We start from the raw sequence: 19,975 nt of genomic DNA, 5'->3' as shown, positions 1-19,975 counted from the left end.
TTCAAATTAGAAACGAAATCACCGTGCCAGCAAGACGAAGAAGGTCATTTTCTTGTCGGATTATAAATCCTACGATAAGACCTCGGTGTTATTCGGATTGAAAATCCTACGATAGGAGCTCGAGATTACAAATCTCGAGCAGCAAAGGACTCGAGCAGCTAAGCAACCAAAAAAAAATCCTGCACGAGGCAGGATTTCAATTTTTGGGGATTTATAGATTTCTGGCTAGGTAGATTCCAACAAGGCAGCTTCTTCTCTTTTCTTTCTTTCTTCCTCCACGATGCGGTTATAGATTTCTGCTCGCTTCTTGATTCGGTTCGTTTTTTCCCAATCCATAAAGGCTACAATCACAAAGAGCATATAGTACATAATCTGAGACTTCTGCCGGATGATAATGCCCAGATTGGACATCACAAAGGTCATGGAGATGGAGATGGAGATAAACACCACTGCCGACATCTTCACCATGGCAGGAGCAATTCGGATATAATCGATAAAACTCTTCTTAAAGATCTTGGAAAACATATAGATATAGAGAGCATTTTCCATGGAAACTACCAAACCCAAGGCATTAGGAGAATCCACAAAGAGAGGCCTAAACCAAAAAGTAAACAACTTCATAGGAAGACTATAAGAGGTCATATCAACTCCTGAACCAGCTGAAGAAAGCCTTTGAGCATTCAAGGTAGATTCTTCCTCAAAACTATCAATCAGATTATTTGGGTCATAACCTAGATAGATAATCAGATCCTCATAAACAAAAATCGATATCCCAATCCCTGCTAATGCAACTAAATATTTTTGATAAGTTGGGACTTTTTCTCTTCCAAACACAAAACTTAAGCCCATCCCTATCATCACTGCAAATAAAATATGGGGCCTAACCATGTAGCATAAAAAACCACCAAAAATCAAATGGGGAATTCTCTTTCCCGGCCAAGATAGTCCATAAGTCAAAAATCCTATTCCAGCAAAAATCACAGCACCTTTACCCAGAGAAGCTGTCCAAAAGTGCATATTGGGCAAAAACATAAAAATGGTAATCGCATCCCAACCCTCAAATTTGGGGTTAAATCGAAGATTTTCCTTCATAAAACAATAAAAATAGACAAAGCCCCAAAACCCCAACCAAGTAGTGAGAAACATCACCATATCATAATTGAAGCTAAACCAACTAATAAAAGGAAATGCTAGCCACTCTATAAAATCTGTCCCAGGAGCAAATGCATCAAACCAATTCTTCCAATGATTTTTTGTTTTAAAATAATAATTCCAAGAATCTGAACGATTAAACTGAGCATAAGTCCAATAAACCAAGCCAAAAAACATATGGTACCAGTACATTTGGTTCAATAGTCCTGCTTTCAGCCATTTATGTTCTTTCTGAAGATTATTCAGAATGGGCTGGGAAGCAAAAAAGAGGAAAAGGACTAGGAATGCGGCGCCGAGCACTTTTTAGAGTTTAAAGTTATTTGAGTTTAAAGTTAAGAGAAGAATTGAAATGGGGAAATATCGGGGTTGAATGGGTTATTGGTTATTTGTTATTTGTTAAGGGTTTAAGGGAATTGAAGAACTTTGATTTGGACCTACCCATTTGTCCTTCTCCAAGGGCGAAATTGGGAAAAGCTCATAATTTATTTAAGAATAGACTTGTAAAACTGTTCGAACTGGAGGCTGATTTGAGGGAGTAAATAATGAGTGCTGACGAGCTGATAAGCTTGATCGAGGATTTGTTGTTTGGCTTCTTCCTGCATTGTGATTACTTCTCGAATGGCTTGGGCAAAGGATTGTGAATCGTTTGGAGGAATGCACCAACCGGTTTCACCATTTATTAAAATTTCAGGAACTCCCCCAATACCAAAGGACACCACTGGAATCTTGCAATACATGGCTTCGAGAATGACGGCTGGAAGGCCTTCGATTTTGGAGGGCATGACAAGGGCTATGGCTTGGGATAAGATTGGGAAGATATTGGTTTGGTTAGGAATGAGTTGTACTCGGTCTTGAAGGCTTAGTCTTTGGATTTCTTGTTTGAGATTGCTATCTAATGGGCCTGATCCTATAAAAACCAAGTTGATTGACTTGTCTTCGAGTGTATGGAAAATCTGTAACATTCCCAAAGGGTCTTTTTCAGGCACTAGACCTCCTATTTGAAGTAAGAAAGGCTGTTTGAACTGATAGATTTTAGTTTCCTTTAGTTTTTCATCTATTTCATCTGGAACAATGCCGATGGGTATTACTTTGCACTTCAGTGATGGAAAACGAAAGTTTTTTAGTAGGTTATCTTGGGAAGCTTGAGAGACGGAGGTTATGGCTTCTACCCTGTTCAATAAAAACTGATTGAAGCGTTTGTGCCATGTATTTTTGATAAAATCCCCCATCTGATTGGCATTGCGATAGATGATGGGTTGCTTCCATCTAAAGAAAAACTTAGAAAACACAGCAAACTTTAGGGTATCTGCGGCGTTGGCTTGGATGATATCGGGTTGAAATTCTGTGATGATCTTGCTAAATGTTGCCCATCCTTTGTAATCTGTCAAGCGCTTGCTGATCGGTCGCTGTAAGTGGATTTGTTTGCCTGCAAAGTCAAATTGCCCCTCACCTTCAAATATACTAACTAAGAGCAGATCATGTCCTACTTGCTGAAGGTGATGTGAAAGCTGAGAAGCGAATATTTCTGCACCACGACGTTGGGGTTTTTGGATAAGTTGGAGGATTTTCAAAGAATTGGAAATAGCTTGTCCGCCGGGGCGGATTGGGAATGTTGGAAGGGTTGGTGAAATGTTGGTGATGTTAGAAGGGTTTGAAGGGTTCTCGGGGGTGTTTGTGGAATTTACTATGAACTGATCTTGGACAAGAGCGAAGCGGATAACTAGTCAACTAAATAACTTAATTACCTATTCACTCAATCAACTATTCATCCAATCCACCATTCACCCAATCTACTATTCACTCAAATCCCTATTCACTCAATTCCCTAATTAACACTGAATAGGTTTCTTCGTAGGTCTGGGCAATTTTATTGATATCAAAATGTTCACAGGCAAAGGCATGGGCAAGGGATGTTCTTGTGGGCCAATCTTGGGTCGTCAGGGCAGCTTGGAGCTGGGTGGCGAGGTGCTCGGGGTTGCGAACTTGGTGGAAAAGTGCCATATCGGAGGTGAGGCATTCTTTGTTTTCGGGGATGTCGGAGGCGATGATGGGGACTTTGGCCATCATGGCTTCGATTAGTGCGCCGGGTAAACCTTCGTAATGAGAAGGGAAAACGAAGTAGTCTGCTTTTTCAAAGAATAAATTCACATTTTGTTGACTTCCCATTATTTGCACATTAGCCTCTAAATTAAATTTGGAAATCAATTTTTCAAGTTCAGATCGAAATGGTCCTTCTCCTACGATTTGGAGATTAAAATTATCTCTTTTTATTAAAGAAAAGGCTTCAATCAATTCTTGAATCCCTTTAGATTCAATTAGCCTACCGACAAAAAGGAAGATTTTATCCTCTGTCTTATTCTTTTCATGCAGTAATTGTGGTATTTCTCTCCCTCTATAAATTACTTTAATCTTGTCGGCGTTGATATTTAGTGCTTTAGTATAATGTTCTTTGATAGTTTCAGAATTTGCTAAGAATAGCTCTACCTTTTGGGAAGAAAAAAAATCCAAAAACTGTATCCCTTTTAATTTAAGCTTCAAAGAAAGCTTTAAATCCGTAAACCTTCTTTGGTTGTATGAATTACTCACAAGGCTATTGATGATTGGAATTCCCATATTTAGCCTCCGTGACACCATATCTGCATAAAATAAAGAAGAGTGGATTATATCAGGATTGATCTCACTCAATAAAAGACGTACTGGCTTAACGAGTTTATAAAAAGAATAAGTCTTTTTAAGATTTAATGAATAAAATTCAATTCCATTATTAATAAGCTCTTGTTGAAAATCATTCTTTTCAAATAAAGATATAAAAATAGGTTTCACCTTACTAAAAGACCTGGCTAGCTTAACTAGACTCTTTTCTGTCCCTCCAGTTTGAAGAGAATCAATTAAAAAAATAACTTTAATTTTCAAAACTAATAGCTAGTAAAAATTTTAAAAATATTTTGGAAAATATAGAAGAGTTATCTTTAAAATTTTTAAAATAAAATCTCCAAAGAAGAATCAATTGATCATTTTTTAATTCGCTAACATTAATTGTTTTTATTGCTAAAATTCTTTCATTGTTAGAAAATTCCACAAGAGCTTTTCTGATTAAAAATTTTTTAAATATTGACGATTTACTTTTAATTAAATCACTATATTTTTCAAGTTGAAGATGGTATGCATTTATAGCTGATACATTGTTATAGACTCTTGGCCCATTATGATGATGAATTATGACTAAGTGCTTATTTACAAAATCCATATTAAATTCTAGACAAACTCTTATTAAAAAATCCCAATCTTGGCCTGCAGGCATCTTTTCATCAAACCTAATATTGTTATCTAAAACCTTTCTCGCCACCATCAGCAAGGAAGTATTGGCACCAACTTTATCTTTTGATAAAAGTGGTATTTTTACATCTCCTTTAAACTTAGGCAACCAAGAACTATAAATTTTACCATTTCGCTCATCTAATCTTCCACAATTAACAACTCCAAGATTATTAATTTTAGAATTATTAAAAAGGTTTACTTGGAGCTTTACTTTATCTGGTAAATATTCGTCATCTGAATCTAAAAAAGTTATAAAATCACCTTTGCTATACTCAATACCAACATTTCTTGATCCACTACCACCCAAGTTTTTTTTATTTCTAATAAGTTTTAAACGAGTATCCTTTAAAAAACTCTCTATAACACTTATTGAATTATCCTGAGAGCAATCATCAACTATAATTAGCTCCCAATTTTCATAACTTTGATTAATAACACTAAAGATTGCCCTAGAAACTAGATTTTCCCTATTGAATGTTGGTAAAATTATAGAAACAAGATACTGCTCTTCCATTATATATTTAGGCAGTTATTTATTCTATAAAATACGGTTGTACTAGCTAGATTATTCATATTTGGCTTAAACGAACTAAATGTCAATTCTTTGAAATTACTTTTTTCCATAAAAGGAAAAACTTCTTGATATCTTACTCTCTCGGAATCATCTAAAATCACTACTCCTTTTTCCGATAAATATTTTATTGCTTGAATACAACAATCCTTTCTAAATCTTCCATCTACAAAAACAACATCAAATTTAGTTTCAGGGAATTTTAAGCTATTGATATAATGATGCTTATCATGTAAGGATGACTCAATTATATAATGATTGTTAGAAGTAAGTGAATTAATTTTTTTTATCCAAGAGCTATCGTGTTCTACTGAATAAACCTTATTAACTTTTCTTGAGAAAAAAATACTTGAATAACCAGAACCAAATTCAAAAATAATTATTTCAGGATTTATTCTCTTTGATATAAATTCATAAAATGAATAATTAAACCAAGGTATGGTATTTAAATTTTCATCAACAGGCATTTTTTTGATAATACTTGATATCCAGCCTGATTGATGTAAAAATGACTTTTTATTAAAAATAAGCCTTCTAGTAATATTTTGAACCATATATATATTAGTAAGGTACTTTAAAAAGAAATTTTTTACCTGATTTCTAAAATTCAATTTGCTTGCCATATTTGTTTGTAAAAAAATGATAAAATGCTAAATGTATAACTTTAAAATTTTTTATTCCATAATCTAATCCGTACCTAAATCCATATATTGATTTTATGAACCATCTTAAAAATATTTGGCCATTCATATATTTAAGGTTTAAGGTTTTACCAATAATAAGAAGATTTCTTAAACTATAATATTCTCTCTTTAAATTTTTCTTTTTTCTGTATTTGGGTTGAATAAAATCTAGCCTATTTGAATTTATCCTCGCTTCAATATTTAATTTACAATCTATTAAAATTTTAAAACCAGATCTTTTTACTTTTAAACAAAAGTCAAGTTCTTCAAATCCAAAGAATAATTTGGGATTCGGTGAAATACCGCTCCTCGCAACGTCGCCATTTACAATCATACACATGCCACCAGCCACATAATCAACTTCAATACTTTGGCTTAACTCTAGAGTTTTAGTTTCAATTCTTTTAAGTACTCCTTTATCTCGATCAAAATAATGACCAACAGTTCCAACAACTCCACAAGAGTTATTTCTATTTGCTATATTTAACAGACTTTGAAAATATGTCTTTCCATTTGGAGGATCATTATCGTCACCCCAATAAATCCAATCATATCCAGCTTTTCCAACAAGCTCTAAACCTTTTTTCGCAGCACCTGCTGGACCAGCATTGTAGCCCATTCTCACATATTGAAGCGGGAACTTTAAAAGTAATTTAATCATCTCCTCCGTTTCATTTCCTTCACTGTTATCTATAATCCATAATTTTTCAGGAGGTAGCGTTTGAGCAAAAACCTGTTCAATGGTATCCTTTAAAAGATGAGGACGATTATAAGTAATGATAAACCCAGCAAATTTCATTTGACTGGATTAACATTTTCTGTATATATTCTTTTTGCTAAAAATGGGAAAGCTGCAATTGTTAACCTTATCCAAGTACTCATTTTATATGGTTTATATTTCAATGCATTTACAAGATATATTCTTGCTTTTTCATATTGTCTGAAACGCATATAATTGACACCAATGATTTGATTATAAAGAAACTTGACATGATTTGATAAATTGTCTTCATGTTTATTTAAGATAAGTTGAAGGCTATCAATCATATTTCTTAAGTTTTTACTGCCTCCATCTATAGATGGAAAATAAAAAAAGTTGGCTTTTGGAATTCTGTAAAATTTTGGTTTGGCTTGATAGGCGCGCATGAATAATTCTGTGTTCTCAGCGTATTTCAATCTTTCATCATAGCCTCCAATTGTTTGAAAAAAATCATTTCGAATCATCCATGCACCGGGTATAAAAATTTGATTCACTAATTTAAAACCTTGGATTTCCACCATCTCGAGTACTTTTTCACCGCTTTTAAATTTTGTAGTGATCATATCACAAAACACCATGTCTGCTTCTGATTTAGTTGCGTCCAAAAAGTCTTTTAACCATTCCTCTGACACCTTGTCATCATCATCTAAAAACAATAAGTATTCGCCTTTTGCAAATGAAGCCCCATAATTTCTTGCAGAACAAACACCTACCTTTTCACTTCTATGTCGGTATTTAATTTCTTTAGACAAATTGGCAAGATCCATTGGGTTTTTAGAATCATCAATTACAATTAATTCTACATTCCTATTTAAGAGTAAAGAAATGTTTGAAATTAATACTTTGGATTGAATAGGCCTGTCCAAAGTGGGGATTATAATGGAAATCTTCACACTAGATTATTTTTTTTATTCCTGTTGTCAAATCTTTATTCCAATCCTTCAATGCAAATTTATTATTTGACTTTTCAAATATAGTCTCTTGAATTTCCCCCAAATTGGTGCGTTCAAGTATACTTTTTGTTTGCTCAAAAAACGAATTAATATCTTCACATATATTCAAGAAATCATCATTTTCTTCAAATCCTTTCGCTCCAAAACTTGTGGTTACTACTGGTCTGCCCATCAATAATGCTTCTGTTACTTTTAGATTTGATCCTGCCCCTTGGAAAATTGGCGCAATCACCATTGCATGTGTATGATAAGCTGTTTGAATATCTTCAAGGTTGATTTTTTTGGTAATGGCGGGATATTTTTTGAGTAAGCGATCTAAACCTTCATCAACCACGTCAAATGTAGAAACGATGGTTAGCGGTAAGTCTGGAATTTTTTCAAGAAGTTTAGGATAGACATTTTCAATAAACCACTTTATCCCGTTTAGATTTGGTTCGTAGGTAAGTTTGCCTACAAAAAGCAAACTTGGCTGCGTACAAGCAATGAAATCTATTTGATCTTGGAATAAGAGTTGGAAAGGTAAGTTGGGAAGAATTAGAGGGTTTTGAAATCCTTTCTCTTGTTTTACTAAAATAGATAAATCTAACCTATTCTTCAACCTCTTATATTTCTGAAGATTTTTTAATAAAATTTGATTCAATCTGATCTTCTTATACCAAGATTTTGCTTGCTGAATTCTTGATCTATAAAGTTCTATAAAGTTATCATCGACATCAGCAATAATTTTGATTCCTTTAGGAATAAGGGTAACAGGTTGGATATATCTAGAAAAAACAAATTGATACTTCTTCTCTTTGTGTAGCTGATAAATGTAGTTTGTAATCTCTTTATCTTTAAAAAAAAGCCTTCCTAACTTTTTACATATTTCTTGCCAATTAGATCGGCTTGAATTGATTTTTAGAAATATGGTATCCTTATTTTCATTGTGATTTATGGCAAGCTGATAATCTGTTTCTTGATCAATGATCAAATAATCCACTTGATATTGCTGTTCTAAGGCTTTCAATAAGGCAAGAGAGCGTTGCTTTTTACCATCATGGGGTGGATAGGGTCCTGAAAAAGATAGAAATAAAACAGAATTCTCCATCAGTATTTGACTCTGTTTATTAAGGCACCTAATAACCTCCCATATTTCAAATGATTGTGCTTTTTCAATTGAGGCTCAAAAACCACTTGTAGGGCGTTTTTTATTTGCTGTTCTGAAAATCCTATCATTTCGAAAAACAACTTGAAATTTGGGAGTTTATGATTTAATAAATTTTGAATTTGGTTTTTACCAAGAAAATATCTAAAAGTCAATTGAGAATTCAATCCAGCAAAATCTTTTGTTTCAAAATTCCATTTCCACTTTGCCTGCTCTTCTTGGTAAAATATCAGCGCTTCTTCAACTTTTCCTTGATGGAGAAGTATTCCTAAGCATTTGATAAAATGACTTTTAATCATTGGAGTAATCTCCAAATCCAAATCTTGATTTGCATTCGATTCAGAATGAATTCTGTAATCTGTTCTAACAGCTCTTTGCGTTACCGAACTCAATGAAAAGTACATGACTTTAGCATTTCTACTCATACTCCCACTCACATATCTATATCTTGCAAGAAGATTAGGAATTGTTTTGATTTGAGTACCTGATTTGGTAACACGGAGCCATAAGTCCCAATCTTCGCAGCTTTTGAGTTGCTCGTCAAATCCTCCAATCTGTTGAATCATTTCTCTTTTGAGAAAATGGGCAACAGGTGGCGCCTGATTTCCTCGTATAAAGTCAATAGCATGCAATTGTTTTTCAGAGAAAGTATGTTGGTGAAAATCTTGTTGATCAAAATAAGTGTAGGAACTGATCCAAAGTGATGTTTTTAAATCTTCTCGTGATTTTTGATAGATTACTTGATAGGCTGTAGGAAAAATCAAATCATCGGCATCTAAAAAATGTAGAAATTCACCGGTAGCTTGCCTAATCCCTGCATTTCTAGCAGCAGATAAGCCTTTATTTTCTTGATGGATAAGCTTTATTCTAGTATCTGATTCAGCGTACTTTTGAGCAATTTCGAGAGTATTATCAGTACTTCCATCATCTACAATAATTAATTCCCAATCTTGAAAGGTCTGAGCCTGCACAGAATCGATAGCTGCTTCTAAGTAGAGAGCTTGGTTATAACAGGGACAGATTGTGCTTAAAAAAGTCATTTTAACTTTTAAAACCTATGACCAATTCTCCTGATTGACTGACTTGAAAACCAGCATCTCGGAGATATTGAATGATGAATTTTTCAAATTCTAAAGAATGAGGTTCGATCGATATACAGGTCACTTTAACCAAAACTTGACTGATTTGTGAATCTTGATAAAAAATTTGTTCTTCAGCACCTTCAATATCTATTTTAAGGTAGTCTAAAGTCTCCAGTTTAAAGTGTTGCATGACATCAGTAAGCGATGTACTTTCGACTGCTCCATTTGATTCTTCTTCAATCTCCACCATGTGAATTCCCCAAGCACCATCACCCTCCTTCTCTTCAAGATAGCCTTTTTGAAACCAAAGCGCTTTTTGCAGGATTTGATAATTGGCATATCCCAAATTCTTATAAATCATTGAAACATTTTCCTTATTGGGTTCAATACATAAAATTTTAACTGAAGGAAAGTTTAGCCTTATAAACATGCTACTAAGCCCAATATTCGCCCCCGCATCTATCATCACTTTAGGTGTAATTCCAGAAGCAGTAAAAAGCTTAACAATAGGATCTAATTCTCGGTCTAGAATGATCTGTTTAAAAACCAAGATATCTGTAGACATCCATCTTAAATTCAATTTAACCTTTTGTTCATTAATCTTAGTATCAATGATTAAAATATCATTTTGAATATGAAACTTTTCTTTGTTCTTGAATAAATATTCTAAAAGTTCTAAAGTTATTTTAGCTGTTCTTGAGACTTTAACATTGAGTTTTAGCTGAATATAAATCCAGAAAAAGCGGAAAAAATAAGTGAAGGAAATATTTCTAAAATAATAAAACCACTTTTTCATCGCTCTTTTCTTTTGAAGATGAGGCTGTAAAAGTACACCTTCAATTTTAGCCAAAACTTAGAAAAAAATAGCTTGCGCTGATTTGATTTTTTGTATTCTTCACCGTATTTGATGCTATTCGTAATATAGAATTTTAAGGCCGCTATAAATTTAAACTCATTGAGAAGGCTCATTTCATTTTTCCAGCTGTGATTCCAAAGATGAACTGCAACGGAATCCTTGGTCAGGTAAGTCCTATAATCTTCTTCTTTTTTATCTAAAGGTAAAGGATAAAAAACATCTGAGGCATATATTTTCACACTCTGATTCTTCAATAAAAAATGATCAAATACTTCAGGAATAGTTATCGGATTATGAAAATCAAACTCTAACTTCTTATAATAATCTAACAATTCTTTGACTATTTGATTACCAATCTTTGAACCTAAAATGGCTGCATTTAAAGCTCCTTTTTTATATTCTCCAGTAAATAAATCGTGACTTAAAAAAGAATTAAGTGAACCGACTATTAGCATATCTGTATCCAAATAAACCCCTCCCTCTTGCTGCAAAGCATAGAGTCTAGCTACATCAGAAACAAATGCATACTTTCCTAAACTATATGCTTCCCTGGTAAACTCAGAATAATTGATATTAAAATTATCCTCGTTCCATAATTTGATTTGATAATCAGGACAATACTTTTCCCATGAAGCCATACACTTCAATTCTAAAGCTGATGGATTTGCAGAACCGAACCAGCAGTAGTGGATGATTTTCGGGATCATTTAAATATGGGTTTGATAGAATGATGAACAGCATAAGAATCTTCTTTCCCTTTAAAAAATTGATATTCCGCTTTCTTAAATAGTTGTTCTAACTCTTTTATGTCACCTTTTTTTAAATTGATCGATTCAAATTTGATCAATTTAACATGGAACTTATTGAAATCGATCATTTTAATTATTTCTGCATCATATCCTTCAGTATCGATTTGTAGATAATCCACCTTATAATAGGATGGATAAGTTTCTAAAATTCCCATAAAAGGAATACTTTGGACTTCTAATATTTCAATATCTGAATCTTCTATATTAAACTTCAATAAGTGCTCTTTTGAAAATGAACCAATACCTCTTCCCCATTCAGGTAATTTAACCAGTCCATACTCATTTAATTGAAAAAGTTTTACCATTGACCTTTCTTTATACAATGCAAGATTTAAAAATATGATGTTGTTAAAGCTTGATAAGTTTGATTTTAATAATTGATAGTATTTAGGTGAGGGTTCAACCAATATGCCAGAAGTTTTATTGGGGTTTAAATGCTTAAATAAATCATCAAAACTCAATCCATCATTAGCACCTATTAAAATGAGTCTAAATTCCTTATCAATAATCAATTTTTGAAGAGTTTTTTCAAAACTAAACCTTATCCGTTTTTTAATTAAGTTTAGTGTTATCAAATACTTTTGTACTACAAATGGTAAGCTATTAAAGGCCTTAATAAATAGATTTTTAGCTAACTTCATAAAAAACATCAGTTAAAGCTATTTGATTTAAGTTTATATCCAACGCATGCCCTGATCCCAAGTAATCAATTGTTCTTACTTTAATCGTGGCAGCATTCTGTATAACTTCATATTCATTTCCCAAATATCCAAAGTACAAATAGACACTAAGTTTTTCATTTTTATAAATGGGAAATTTTGGAATTGTCATTGAAATATTGCCTTTAGTCTTCCTTAAAATGACTTCCTTCTTAAAGTTTTTATTATTAAATGCCATCAGACCCCGTCCCTGTTGGTCAAAAAGACCAAATCCAACTTCCATTGGCGTAATTAAATGTATCTCATTTACATTATAGGAAAGATTAATTGTGAATGATTGATTGGAAAAAACTTCAGCTGATAATTTACTGTCAGCAAAGATTTCTATTTTTTGAATTCCTAAATCTTTCCATTTTTTTTCTGGGTGAAACCGTAGGTCTTTCGATGCATCAATAGAACCAAACATATCTCCATAGTATTGATCTATAACATCAAAAGAACTCCCAATATATTGAACTTTACCTTTTTCTAATAATAATGACCTAGGACATAAATTCTTTACTGCTTCCAAATTATGAGTCACAAACAACACTGTTCTCCCTTGATTTTTACTTACATCCTCCATCTTCCCAAGGCATTTCTGCTGAAATTCATAATCCCCTACAGCAAGCACTTCATCTATAATTAAAATCTCAGGATCAAGATGTGCTGCTACGGAAAAACCAAGGCGAACTTTCATACCAGAGGAATAAAACTTAACGGGAGTATCTATAAACTTTTCTACTCCTGAGAAATCGATGATTTCATCAAGTTTGCTGTCAATCTCTCTTCTTGTCATTCCTAGAATGGTGCCATTCATATAGATGTTCTCACGGCCAGAGAGTTCAGGATGGAATCCAGTGCCTACTTCTAGCAATGAAGCTACGCGACCATGGATTTCTATTCTTCCCGAAGTGGGTTCAGTGATTTGAGAAAGGATTTTGAGCAAGGTAGATTTCCCTGCTCCGTTTTTACCAATAATGCCTAGAACTTCTCCTTGCTGTACTTCGAAGTTAATGTCCTTGAGTGCCCAAAAAACTGATTCGTCTTCAGTACCGAACATGCTGAGTTCTCTTAATCGCTTGTAGTTCCTATAGGGAGCGGTAAGGATATTTTTAAACTGCCGGACCAAGGTGTCAGCCTGCTGTTCTTTGAGGCCAAGTCGATAGCGTTTGGAGAGGTTACTTACTTTAATAATGTTCTTAGTCACTTGTAAATAATTAAATCTGATTCTATTTCTAAAATTCGGAAACTTGAATATTTAGATATAAGTTCTTGTTTTTCTTGTGAATCAAATATGACAAGAATGCTGTTTTTTGTCAGTAAATCTGACATCATTTTTTCTTTTTCTATTTTTAACTGAACCTCAGATTTTTCTCTAAACTTACCTCTTGTAAATTCAATCTTCCCGGGAAACTTACTTACAAAATCATATCCCATAACAGGAGTTAAATATCTTTGATTGTTAGTGTAAACCATTATTGGCGAAATATTTCTTTCTTGCATTAGGTTCTTCAAAACAACCAAACTCTTTTTATTTTTAAATATTTCTATATTGACAAAGGAGTCCATTGGTGCCCTTTGTATCCAATCAGTGAAGCCTATAAAAGTTCTTGCAATGTTAAGTGTCAAAAAAATTAGCAAAATTTTCCTACTTAAAAACGGAGAACTTTTGAATAAAAATAAAAAAGAAATTGTTAAAAAAATATAAGCAGGAAACATAGTTCTTTGATTTATTTCTGTATGATTTGTGAAATGAGAAAAACACATGTATCCAATTAGATACAGTAGAAAAAATGAATAAAAAATTAAAGTGCTAGAATTTTTATATCTCAACAACAAAAATAAACCAATACCTAGAATTAAAATCACACCAATAACATTTAATATTTCAGTTGCATAATTTCTATATAGATTTGAAAGAAAGTATTCAATAAATACTTTACCTGCATCCTGAATATTAACCAATAAGGTTTCGCTAGAAATATTACCCTGCCAAAAAACAAACTCTCTATTTATCTCTAAGTGCTTTATAACTTGGCCCTTATTAATATGTTTGAATAAGATGAATGACGCCGAAATAATAGTGATTGGGAGTAAACTGAATAAAATTTTGCTTTTCAAATTTCTTTGAACCAATGGTAAGAGCACCAAAAAAGGAAGAAAAATTAGTCCGTTATATTTTACCCAAACTGACATAGAAGCGAGAGCGCATATCAAAATAAATCTCTTCCATGATATATTTTCTATCCAAAGTAGGATATGATATGCAATTAATATTGATAATATATAAAATATTGTGTCAGCATGGGCGAAGTAAATTACTTTAATTGACCACCAAAGGTTGGTAACAAATATCGCAATTAATAAATATAAGTACCATTTTGCTTTTTTATTGAAAATCACTTGAACAATCCGAAACCATAAAAAAACGGAGCTTAAAAAGACAAAAAATGCTATTAAAGCTGCTACTTTTTCATAAGTCAAATTAGATATTTTTGTTATACTTCCAACAAGAAAAGGATATCCAGGTGAATATGAGCTAGAGTATGGGAATATACCTTCTTTAACTCGATTTGCCAAATCGAAATAAGATAATGTATCTGATGTTATTATTGGACCCCATTTTAAAAAAGTTAAAAAACTTAATAATAAAAGAGTAAAACATAAAAAGTAAATTAATAAAAAATAATTTTTATAGATAGAATTTTGCAAAGTATTTAATTTTTTTTTAAAAAAATGCATAGAATAAAATAATTGATTAAATAAAACTTCTTTTAGTTGTCTTTATAACTTCTAAATACTCAAATCCATTTTTAATTTCTGGCTCCAAGATATTGCCTTCAGCCCATTCATTCCATGACTTGATAAAAACAATCTTTTTGTCATTATCGATATTCTTATTGGCTTGATTGATGCAAGCTTGTAAATGTTTTTTAAAAGCTTGCGGAGAACAATCCGTATATACTGTTCCATTTTCCATTGTCCTAGGTGTATTGTCCCAGTTTGGAATAGCTAATGGAAAAAAATCAGCTAGATAGCTTTCTTTAAAATCTTCCAAACAATTCCTAATTATTGAAAAAGGGATCCTTTTGGGCCATTTGAACATCTTTCTGATTATCGGATTACTAAAACCGTATCGGTATATCAGCCCTTTTAAGTTCTTTTTATGGTACTTATTGATATTGAGTAAATTTTGGTTTACGATACCATTAATTTTAAATTGATTTGGTTCGAAACTATTACTTGATTTCACTGCAATCCAATAAATGCCTTGCAATCCTTCCTCTTTGGCCAGTGTGTCGAAAGTGTTTTTATAAACATCCCAATCAGGAATCGATTCAGGAACATAAACTTGATAAACTGGCTTGCCATCAATCTTCAAACTTCTTGAATCTTTGAAGAAAGGAAGTAGAAAATAAAAATGTTTTTGATAGTCTTCTATACCTAAATAAAACTGTTCTTGAAGCAGTTGCTTGTTTGAAGCTCCATGCCATGTCCCTTTCCAAGACTCATTCGCCCAGCAAATGCAGAATTCAATATCTATAGATTTATCATTTAGGAAATTCAGTAACGGCTTTTCTAAAAGTGTTTTCTCATTACCAAACCAATAATGGTAAAATACAAATCCATCTACACCATAATTTCTTGCCATTTTAGCTTGTTGATGCATTATGTCTGTTTTTACCAGATCATAGTATCCAAGCTCAGCTGGAAAGATTGGTTGATGATGTCCAATAAATAATGGTTTTGCTTTTTTTACATTTGTCCATTCAGTAAACCCTTCACCCCACCATTCATCATTTTCTGGTATTTGATGAAACTGAGGAAGGTAATATGAAAAAAACTTTACTCTATTTTCCATGCTCTAAGGACACCCTTTCTAAAATATGGTTTTCTGATTTTTTTATCATGATAAAATAGCATGTATCCAGATGAAAATTCAGTTATAAATCCAAGTTCTTCAAAGAAAAATTTAAATTCTTTGGCATCATTGTCTTTGTGATAGGTACAGATGGCTACTTTAATTCTTTTCGATTCTTTTAATAAATCAATCATTCCATTTAAGACTTGACGTTCTTCTCCATCTACATCAATTTTTATAAATAGACTTTCATTTTTAATTTCATCTATATCATCTAATGCAATACTTGTACCTGATGATTTCGCAGAAACAAATTTGTTTATGATATGAACTTTATTTTGATAAGGTTCAAAAGTATATTGGAGTGGTTCTATCCATTTGATGTTGGACTCAAACAAATAAACTCTTTTTGCTAAATCAATATTCATTAAAGAAAAGTTAGCTTCAGCAACACCTAAATCAATTATTGTGTCATTAATTTCTACTTTAAAGTTTTCTGTACAGTATAAATGAGGAGAATCTAAATCTTGTTCGGCTAGAAGAGAATTGAAATAATGTGATAGTTGTTGGTCAGTTTTTCCACTTTGAAAAAAGAGTTCTTTTCCAAAAAAATCAACAAAAGGAAATTCTAAATTTCTATTTACTTCGATAAGATTGTGCTTATATTTTTTCTCAAAATCATAAGGAAATATAACTAATCCATTTGTTTTGATATATTCTATTTCATTCTCAAATTGACTTTTCCCGAACTCAGTTTTACCGAATTGTATGATTTTTTTCAACAATAAATATCTCCAAAAATCTCTTCTGAAGTAATAAAACCAAATTCTGAAGTTTTTGATAAATGTCATTTTAAAATCTGTTTTTTTATAAAAACATACCTCTCTAAATCAAATTCTTTTTAAAAATCCTTTTGGATTAAAAGTTGTGTCTTTTCCAAAGAAGTTTTCCCAAGAATTATCTATTTTGAAATTTTTATTTTTCTCAATAAACACTTCAATTGCCCTTACTGGCCCTCCATCAAAGCTTTTAGACCAACCCATAGAACTTAAAATTCCATCTTCTACAATTAAATAGGAGTCTTTGGTCACTAATGGAGCAAATTTATTAATAGCATCTAGTGTATTCTTGTAATGATGTGAGCTATCCTCAATTACTAAAACAGTCTTAAAACCCTTCGCTAGATCAAGGTCATAATTCTCCCATCCATTAAAAAAAAGATTTATTCTTTTATGTTCTTTCACAACTTCTGGACACTTATCTTCAATGTCAATTGAATGAATTTCACCAACTCCATTTATTTCTAAAAGATCTGCAAGATATAAAGTACTCCCACCTTCATTTGTACCAATTTCAATGATAAGATCTGGCTTAACTTGATTGATTATCATTTGATAAGTGATATAGTCAAAAGGACATTTGATACACAACACACCTCTATACGTTATATTGTGATGTCCATTATAGATATCTTTTAGGCTATAAGAAATCTCTTTTTTGAAGACTTTTTTAATCTTTTTTAAAATCATAAATTTTGGCTTTAAATACATCTTGAATAAACAATATTTGATATACTAAAAAAACAAATACTGTTTTAAATGAAATGAAATTTTTATTTATTGTTAAGAAGCTATGATATGAATTTTTAACTTTAAAAGCATAGTCCTTTCCAAATTTTCGAAGGTTGTTTAAAAACAGGTGAAAACTCTTTTCTTCTAATTCTTTATTAATGCTAAAACTAGTTGAATCTTTAATAAATGAAGATTTAGCTTGAATGGTATTTTCTAACCAAGAGGACTTCGGTTGGCCTGTGGAGAAATGTTCAATTAAAATGTCTGGTATAAAATAATTATTAAATGAATTTGATACTCTTAAAGTTAGGGATGTATCATAGCCATGAAAACCCTTTAAATTCTCGTCAAACCTAAACTGAGTAAAAACTTCTTTCAATATGACCAAAAATACCCCATCAAGTACATAAACTTTTTCTGAAATATTATTTGAATGTTTTCTGTGAATTCCTTTTCCTACTTCTGTATCATTTCTGTTTTCTAGAATGTTCATCCTGATATACAATTTATCTGGAAGATACCAATCAGAAGGAGCTATTGGAAGATAAGTACTTCCAGCTATTCCTAAAACGCCTGGATTCTCTAGATTTTTAAAGTGGCTTATCAATATTTTTCCCCAATCAACGGTATGAAAAACTATATCCTCGTGAACAAAAACCAATATTTCAAATTTAGCTCGGCTTGCTCCATTGTTGTAAGCCTGTGCAATTGAAAGCTTTTCTACGGTGTTATCAATCTTAATTATTTCATATTCCAATCCAATTGTACTTTTAATAGAATTTGAAAGCGTCTTGAATAAGTCAGAATTAATTGAACAAACAATAATTGAGATCATTTGATTTGAAGAGAAGCTAGACTTTAAAGTAATAGAAATTAGGCTAACAAGGCATATAATAAAAGCTCCTTAGGACTCTTAAAACTTTTGGTTGTTTTTTTTAGAGTTGTCGTAGTTTTTAGGTTATTGTGGAACGGTTGAAATGTTTACTAATAATTGAACCATGAAAACCATGACAACAGTAAATTCAATGAATAGACAAAGCCGACAACATTTAACTTAACTCATAAAACAAAGGCAACCTAAGCAAACAATCCGAGTACCGATCTGCATGGGGTAGCTCTCTAGCGTCTATTCCTTGGTACTTTTGGATAAAGTCACTGCGGTGTAGGGACTGATAGTGGAAGACAGTAAAGATGCCTGCTGTTTTCATTTGATTGATAAAGACTGTTCTATGGGACAGTTGCTCGAAGATCAGGTAGAAGAGGTGTGCATTGGGAGAGCTGTCTTTTTTACAGACCTGATAATTGCCTGTGAGTTGGGCTTCTTCTATCCCTGTAGTGAATTTTTTCAGATACTTTTCACTTAGCACTGTTGGTTGCCGCGCATCGTCTGAAAAGAAACCTTGATAATCCTGCCAAATGGCTTGTCGCTTGGCTTGGATGTCTTGGAGGTTTTCTAGTTGCGCCCATAAGAAAGCGGCTTGTAGTTCCGAGGGCAGGAAGCTGCTGCCCATATCTACCCACCCGTATTTATTCACCTCTCCACGAAAAAATGCGGCTCTATCGGTTCCTTTTTCCCAAATGATTTCTGCCCTTTTGATGTACTCGAGCTCATTGATCACCAGCATCCCTCCTTCCCCGCATTGGATATTCTTGGTTTCATGGAAACTAAAAGTGGCTAAATGTCCCCAGGCTCCCAAATATTTTCCCTGGTATTCCTGATCTATGGCTTGGGCAGCGTCTTCTACTACTTTCAGTCCATACTGATGGGCTAAATCAATGATCTTGTCCATTTCAACCGGATATCCGGCATAATGCACGGCTACAATTGCTTTGGTTTTGGGAGTGATCAGTTCCTCTACAAGACTTTCATCCATTCCCGGATGATCTGTTCTGCTATCCACAAAGACACATTTGGCACCCCGAAGCACAAAAGCATTGGCCGTGGAGACGAAGGTAAAGCTGGGAAGAATCACTTCATCTCCGGGCTGAATATCGAGTAGGATAGCTGCCATTTCCAAGGCATCTGTGCAGGAAGTAGTCAGGAGACACTTCAAAAACCCATAGCGTTCTTCAAAAAACTCTTGGCATTTCTGCGTGTAGTAACCGTTTCCTGAAATCTTCCCCCTTTGGATGGCATCCTGAATGTAGACCAGTTCTTTGCCGGTTTGAAAGGGTTTGTTGAAGGGGATTTGGTAGGTCACAGGTGGCAGATTGATAAGTCTGAAATTTGATTGTGAAGTCTGAAAAGAAGTTATTGGTTATTGAGTTATTGGTTATTGAGTTATTGGTTATTGGTTATTGAGTTATTAGTTATTGAAATCGAATAGCCTCTTTAATTTCTTGCTTCTCGCTTCTCGTCTCTCGGCTCCTAGTTCAAGGTTCAGTGTTCATTGTTTAAGCACGCTTCGATTTCTGTTGTGTAATAGAGTAACTGGGTAATCGAGTAATTAAGCTGTCTCGTTTCTCGGTTCTAGTGTCTCGCTTCTCGTCTCTCGGCTCCTAGTTCAAGGTTC

General features: G+C 33.0%; 19 protein-coding genes. All 19 read right to left on the bottom strand.

The window, feature by feature from the left end:
* Positions 1-225: 225 nt before the first annotated feature.
* Positions 226-1,452, bottom strand: a complete 1,227-nt coding sequence (locus FL972_RS02765; RefSeq protein WP_144603330.1) for a hypothetical protein — start codon at positions 1,450-1,452, stop codon at positions 226-228.
* 182 nt (positions 1,453-1,634) lie between these two features.
* On the bottom strand, positions 1,635-2,723 hold the full coding sequence (locus FL972_RS02760) for a glycosyltransferase (protein ID WP_144603328.1): 1,089 nt from the start codon (positions 2,721-2,723) through the stop codon (positions 1,635-1,637).
* 238 nt (positions 2,724-2,961) lie between these two features.
* Complete coding sequence (locus FL972_RS02755; protein ID WP_144603327.1) at positions 2,962-4,065, bottom strand: glycosyltransferase; 1,104 nt, start codon at positions 4,063-4,065, stop codon at positions 2,962-2,964.
* A complete protein-coding gene (locus FL972_RS02750; RefSeq protein WP_144603325.1) occupies positions 4,055-4,984 on the bottom strand; it encodes a glycosyltransferase family 2 protein in 930 nt (309 codons plus the stop codon). The genes FL972_RS02755 and FL972_RS02750 overlap by 11 nt, the downstream gene beginning before the upstream one ends.
* Positions 4,984-5,664 (bottom strand): O-methyltransferase, encoded by a 681-nt coding sequence (locus tag FL972_RS02745; RefSeq protein WP_144603322.1) that lies wholly within the window; start codon positions 5,662-5,664, stop codon positions 4,984-4,986. Before FL972_RS02745 ends, FL972_RS02750 begins: the two co-directional genes overlap by 1 nt.
* Positions 5,642-6,523, bottom strand: coding sequence for a glycosyltransferase family 2 protein (locus FL972_RS02740; protein WP_144603319.1), 882 nt, complete (start codon positions 6,521-6,523; stop codon positions 5,642-5,644). Before FL972_RS02740 ends, FL972_RS02745 begins: the two co-directional genes overlap by 23 nt.
* The gene (locus FL972_RS02735; RefSeq protein WP_144603316.1) at positions 6,520-7,377 is read right to left on the bottom strand and encodes a glycosyltransferase family 2 protein; all 858 of its coding nucleotides are present in this window, start codon (positions 7,375-7,377) and stop codon (positions 6,520-6,522) included. The genes FL972_RS02740 and FL972_RS02735 overlap by 4 nt, the downstream gene beginning before the upstream one ends.
* Position 7,378: 1 nt before the next feature.
* Positions 7,379-8,524 (bottom strand): glycosyltransferase, encoded by a 1,146-nt coding sequence (locus FL972_RS02730; protein ID WP_144603314.1) that lies wholly within the window; start codon positions 8,522-8,524, stop codon positions 7,379-7,381.
* Entirely contained in the window at positions 8,524-9,621 is a 1,098-nt protein-coding gene (locus tag FL972_RS02725) for a glycosyltransferase family 2 protein (RefSeq protein WP_144603312.1), read from the bottom strand. Before FL972_RS02725 ends, FL972_RS02730 begins: the two co-directional genes overlap by 1 nt.
* A gap of 1 nt (position 9,622) precedes the next feature.
* The gene (locus FL972_RS02720; RefSeq protein ID WP_144603309.1) at positions 9,623-10,513 is read right to left on the bottom strand and encodes an FkbM family methyltransferase; all 891 of its coding nucleotides are present in this window, start codon (positions 10,511-10,513) and stop codon (positions 9,623-9,625) included.
* Positions 10,456-11,226 (bottom strand): glycosyltransferase, encoded by a 771-nt coding sequence (locus tag FL972_RS02715; protein WP_144603307.1) that lies wholly within the window; start codon positions 11,224-11,226, stop codon positions 10,456-10,458. The genes FL972_RS02720 and FL972_RS02715 overlap by 58 nt, the downstream gene beginning before the upstream one ends.
* Complete coding sequence (locus FL972_RS02710) at positions 11,223-11,969, bottom strand: FkbM family methyltransferase (RefSeq protein WP_186299975.1); 747 nt, start codon at positions 11,967-11,969, stop codon at positions 11,223-11,225. Before FL972_RS02710 ends, FL972_RS02715 begins: the two co-directional genes overlap by 4 nt.
* Complete coding sequence (locus FL972_RS02705; protein WP_144603303.1) at positions 11,956-13,236, bottom strand: ABC transporter ATP-binding protein; 1,281 nt, start codon at positions 13,234-13,236, stop codon at positions 11,956-11,958. Before FL972_RS02705 ends, FL972_RS02710 begins: the two co-directional genes overlap by 14 nt.
* A complete protein-coding gene (locus FL972_RS02700) occupies positions 13,233-14,771 on the bottom strand; it encodes a hypothetical protein (RefSeq protein ID WP_144603301.1) in 1,539 nt (512 codons plus the stop codon). The genes FL972_RS02705 and FL972_RS02700 overlap by 4 nt, the downstream gene beginning before the upstream one ends.
* 16 nt (positions 14,772-14,787) lie before the next feature.
* Complete coding sequence (locus FL972_RS02695; protein WP_144603299.1) at positions 14,788-15,891, bottom strand: glycosyltransferase WbsX family protein; 1,104 nt, start codon at positions 15,889-15,891, stop codon at positions 14,788-14,790.
* Complete coding sequence (locus tag FL972_RS02690) at positions 15,876-16,742, bottom strand: FkbM family methyltransferase (RefSeq protein ID WP_144603296.1); 867 nt, start codon at positions 16,740-16,742, stop codon at positions 15,876-15,878. Before FL972_RS02690 ends, FL972_RS02695 begins: the two co-directional genes overlap by 16 nt.
* 39 nt (positions 16,743-16,781) lie before the next feature.
* A complete protein-coding gene (locus FL972_RS02685) occupies positions 16,782-17,420 on the bottom strand; it encodes a CmcI family methyltransferase (protein ID WP_186299974.1) in 639 nt (212 codons plus the stop codon).
* The gene (locus FL972_RS02680) at positions 17,401-18,297 is read right to left on the bottom strand and encodes a glycosyltransferase (protein ID WP_144603292.1); all 897 of its coding nucleotides are present in this window, start codon (positions 18,295-18,297) and stop codon (positions 17,401-17,403) included. Before FL972_RS02680 ends, FL972_RS02685 begins: the two co-directional genes overlap by 20 nt.
* Before the next feature lie 214 nt (positions 18,298-18,511).
* Positions 18,512-19,663 carry a dTDP-4-amino-4,6-dideoxygalactose transaminase gene (gene rffA / locus FL972_RS02675; RefSeq protein ID WP_144603290.1) on the bottom strand — a complete coding sequence of 384 codons (1,152 nt, stop codon included), beginning with the start codon at positions 19,661-19,663 and terminating at the stop codon, positions 18,512-18,514.
* Positions 19,664-19,975 lie beyond the last annotated feature (312 nt).

This window comes from Algoriphagus algorifonticola, from assembly GCF_007655305.1.
Lineage (GTDB): Bacteria > Bacteroidota > Bacteroidia > Cytophagales > Cyclobacteriaceae > Algoriphagus > Algoriphagus algorifonticola.
Note: the sequence above shows the minus strand (reverse complement) of the source record. Positions and strands in the feature narration are given on the sequence as shown.

Bases quoted from the DNA above. Each gene is read 5' to 3' on its own strand.
- FL972_RS02750 (WP_144603325.1), bottom strand. From the start codon at position 4,984: ATGGAAGAGCAGTATCTTGTTTCTATAATTTTACCAACATTCAATAGG.
- FL972_RS02745 (WP_144603322.1), bottom strand. From the start codon at position 5,664: ATGGCAAGCAAATTGAATTTTAGAAATCAGGTAAAAAATTTCTTTTTA.
- FL972_RS02740 (WP_144603319.1), bottom strand. From the start codon at position 6,523: ATGAAATTTGCTGGGTTTATCATTACTTATAATCGTCCTCATCTTTTA.
- FL972_RS02730 (WP_144603314.1), bottom strand. From the start codon at position 8,524: ATGGAGAATTCTGTTTTATTTCTATCTTTTTCAGGACCCTATCCACCC.
- FL972_RS02725 (WP_144603312.1), bottom strand. From the start codon at position 9,621: ATGACTTTTTTAAGCACAATCTGTCCCTGTTATAACCAAGCTCTCTAC.
- FL972_RS02715 (WP_144603307.1), bottom strand. From the start codon at position 11,226: ATGATCCCGAAAATCATCCACTACTGCTGGTTCGGTTCTGCAAATCCA.
- FL972_RS02710 (WP_186299975.1), bottom strand. From the start codon at position 11,969: ATGAAGTTAGCTAAAAATCTATTTATTAAGGCCTTTAATAGCTTACCA.
- FL972_RS02700 (WP_144603301.1), bottom strand. From the start codon at position 14,771: ATGCATTTTTTTAAAAAAAAATTAAATACTTTGCAAAATTCTATCTAT.
- FL972_RS02695 (WP_144603299.1), bottom strand. From the start codon at position 15,891: ATGGAAAATAGAGTAAAGTTTTTTTCATATTACCTTCCTCAGTTTCAT.
- FL972_RS02690 (WP_144603296.1), bottom strand. From the start codon at position 16,742: ATGACATTTATCAAAAACTTCAGAATTTGGTTTTATTACTTCAGAAGA.
- FL972_RS02685 (WP_186299974.1), bottom strand. From the start codon at position 17,420: ATGATTTTAAAAAAGATTAAAAAAGTCTTCAAAAAAGAGATTTCTTAT.
- FL972_RS02680 (WP_144603292.1), bottom strand. From the start codon at position 18,297: ATGATCTCAATTATTGTTTGTTCAATTAATTCTGACTTATTCAAGACG.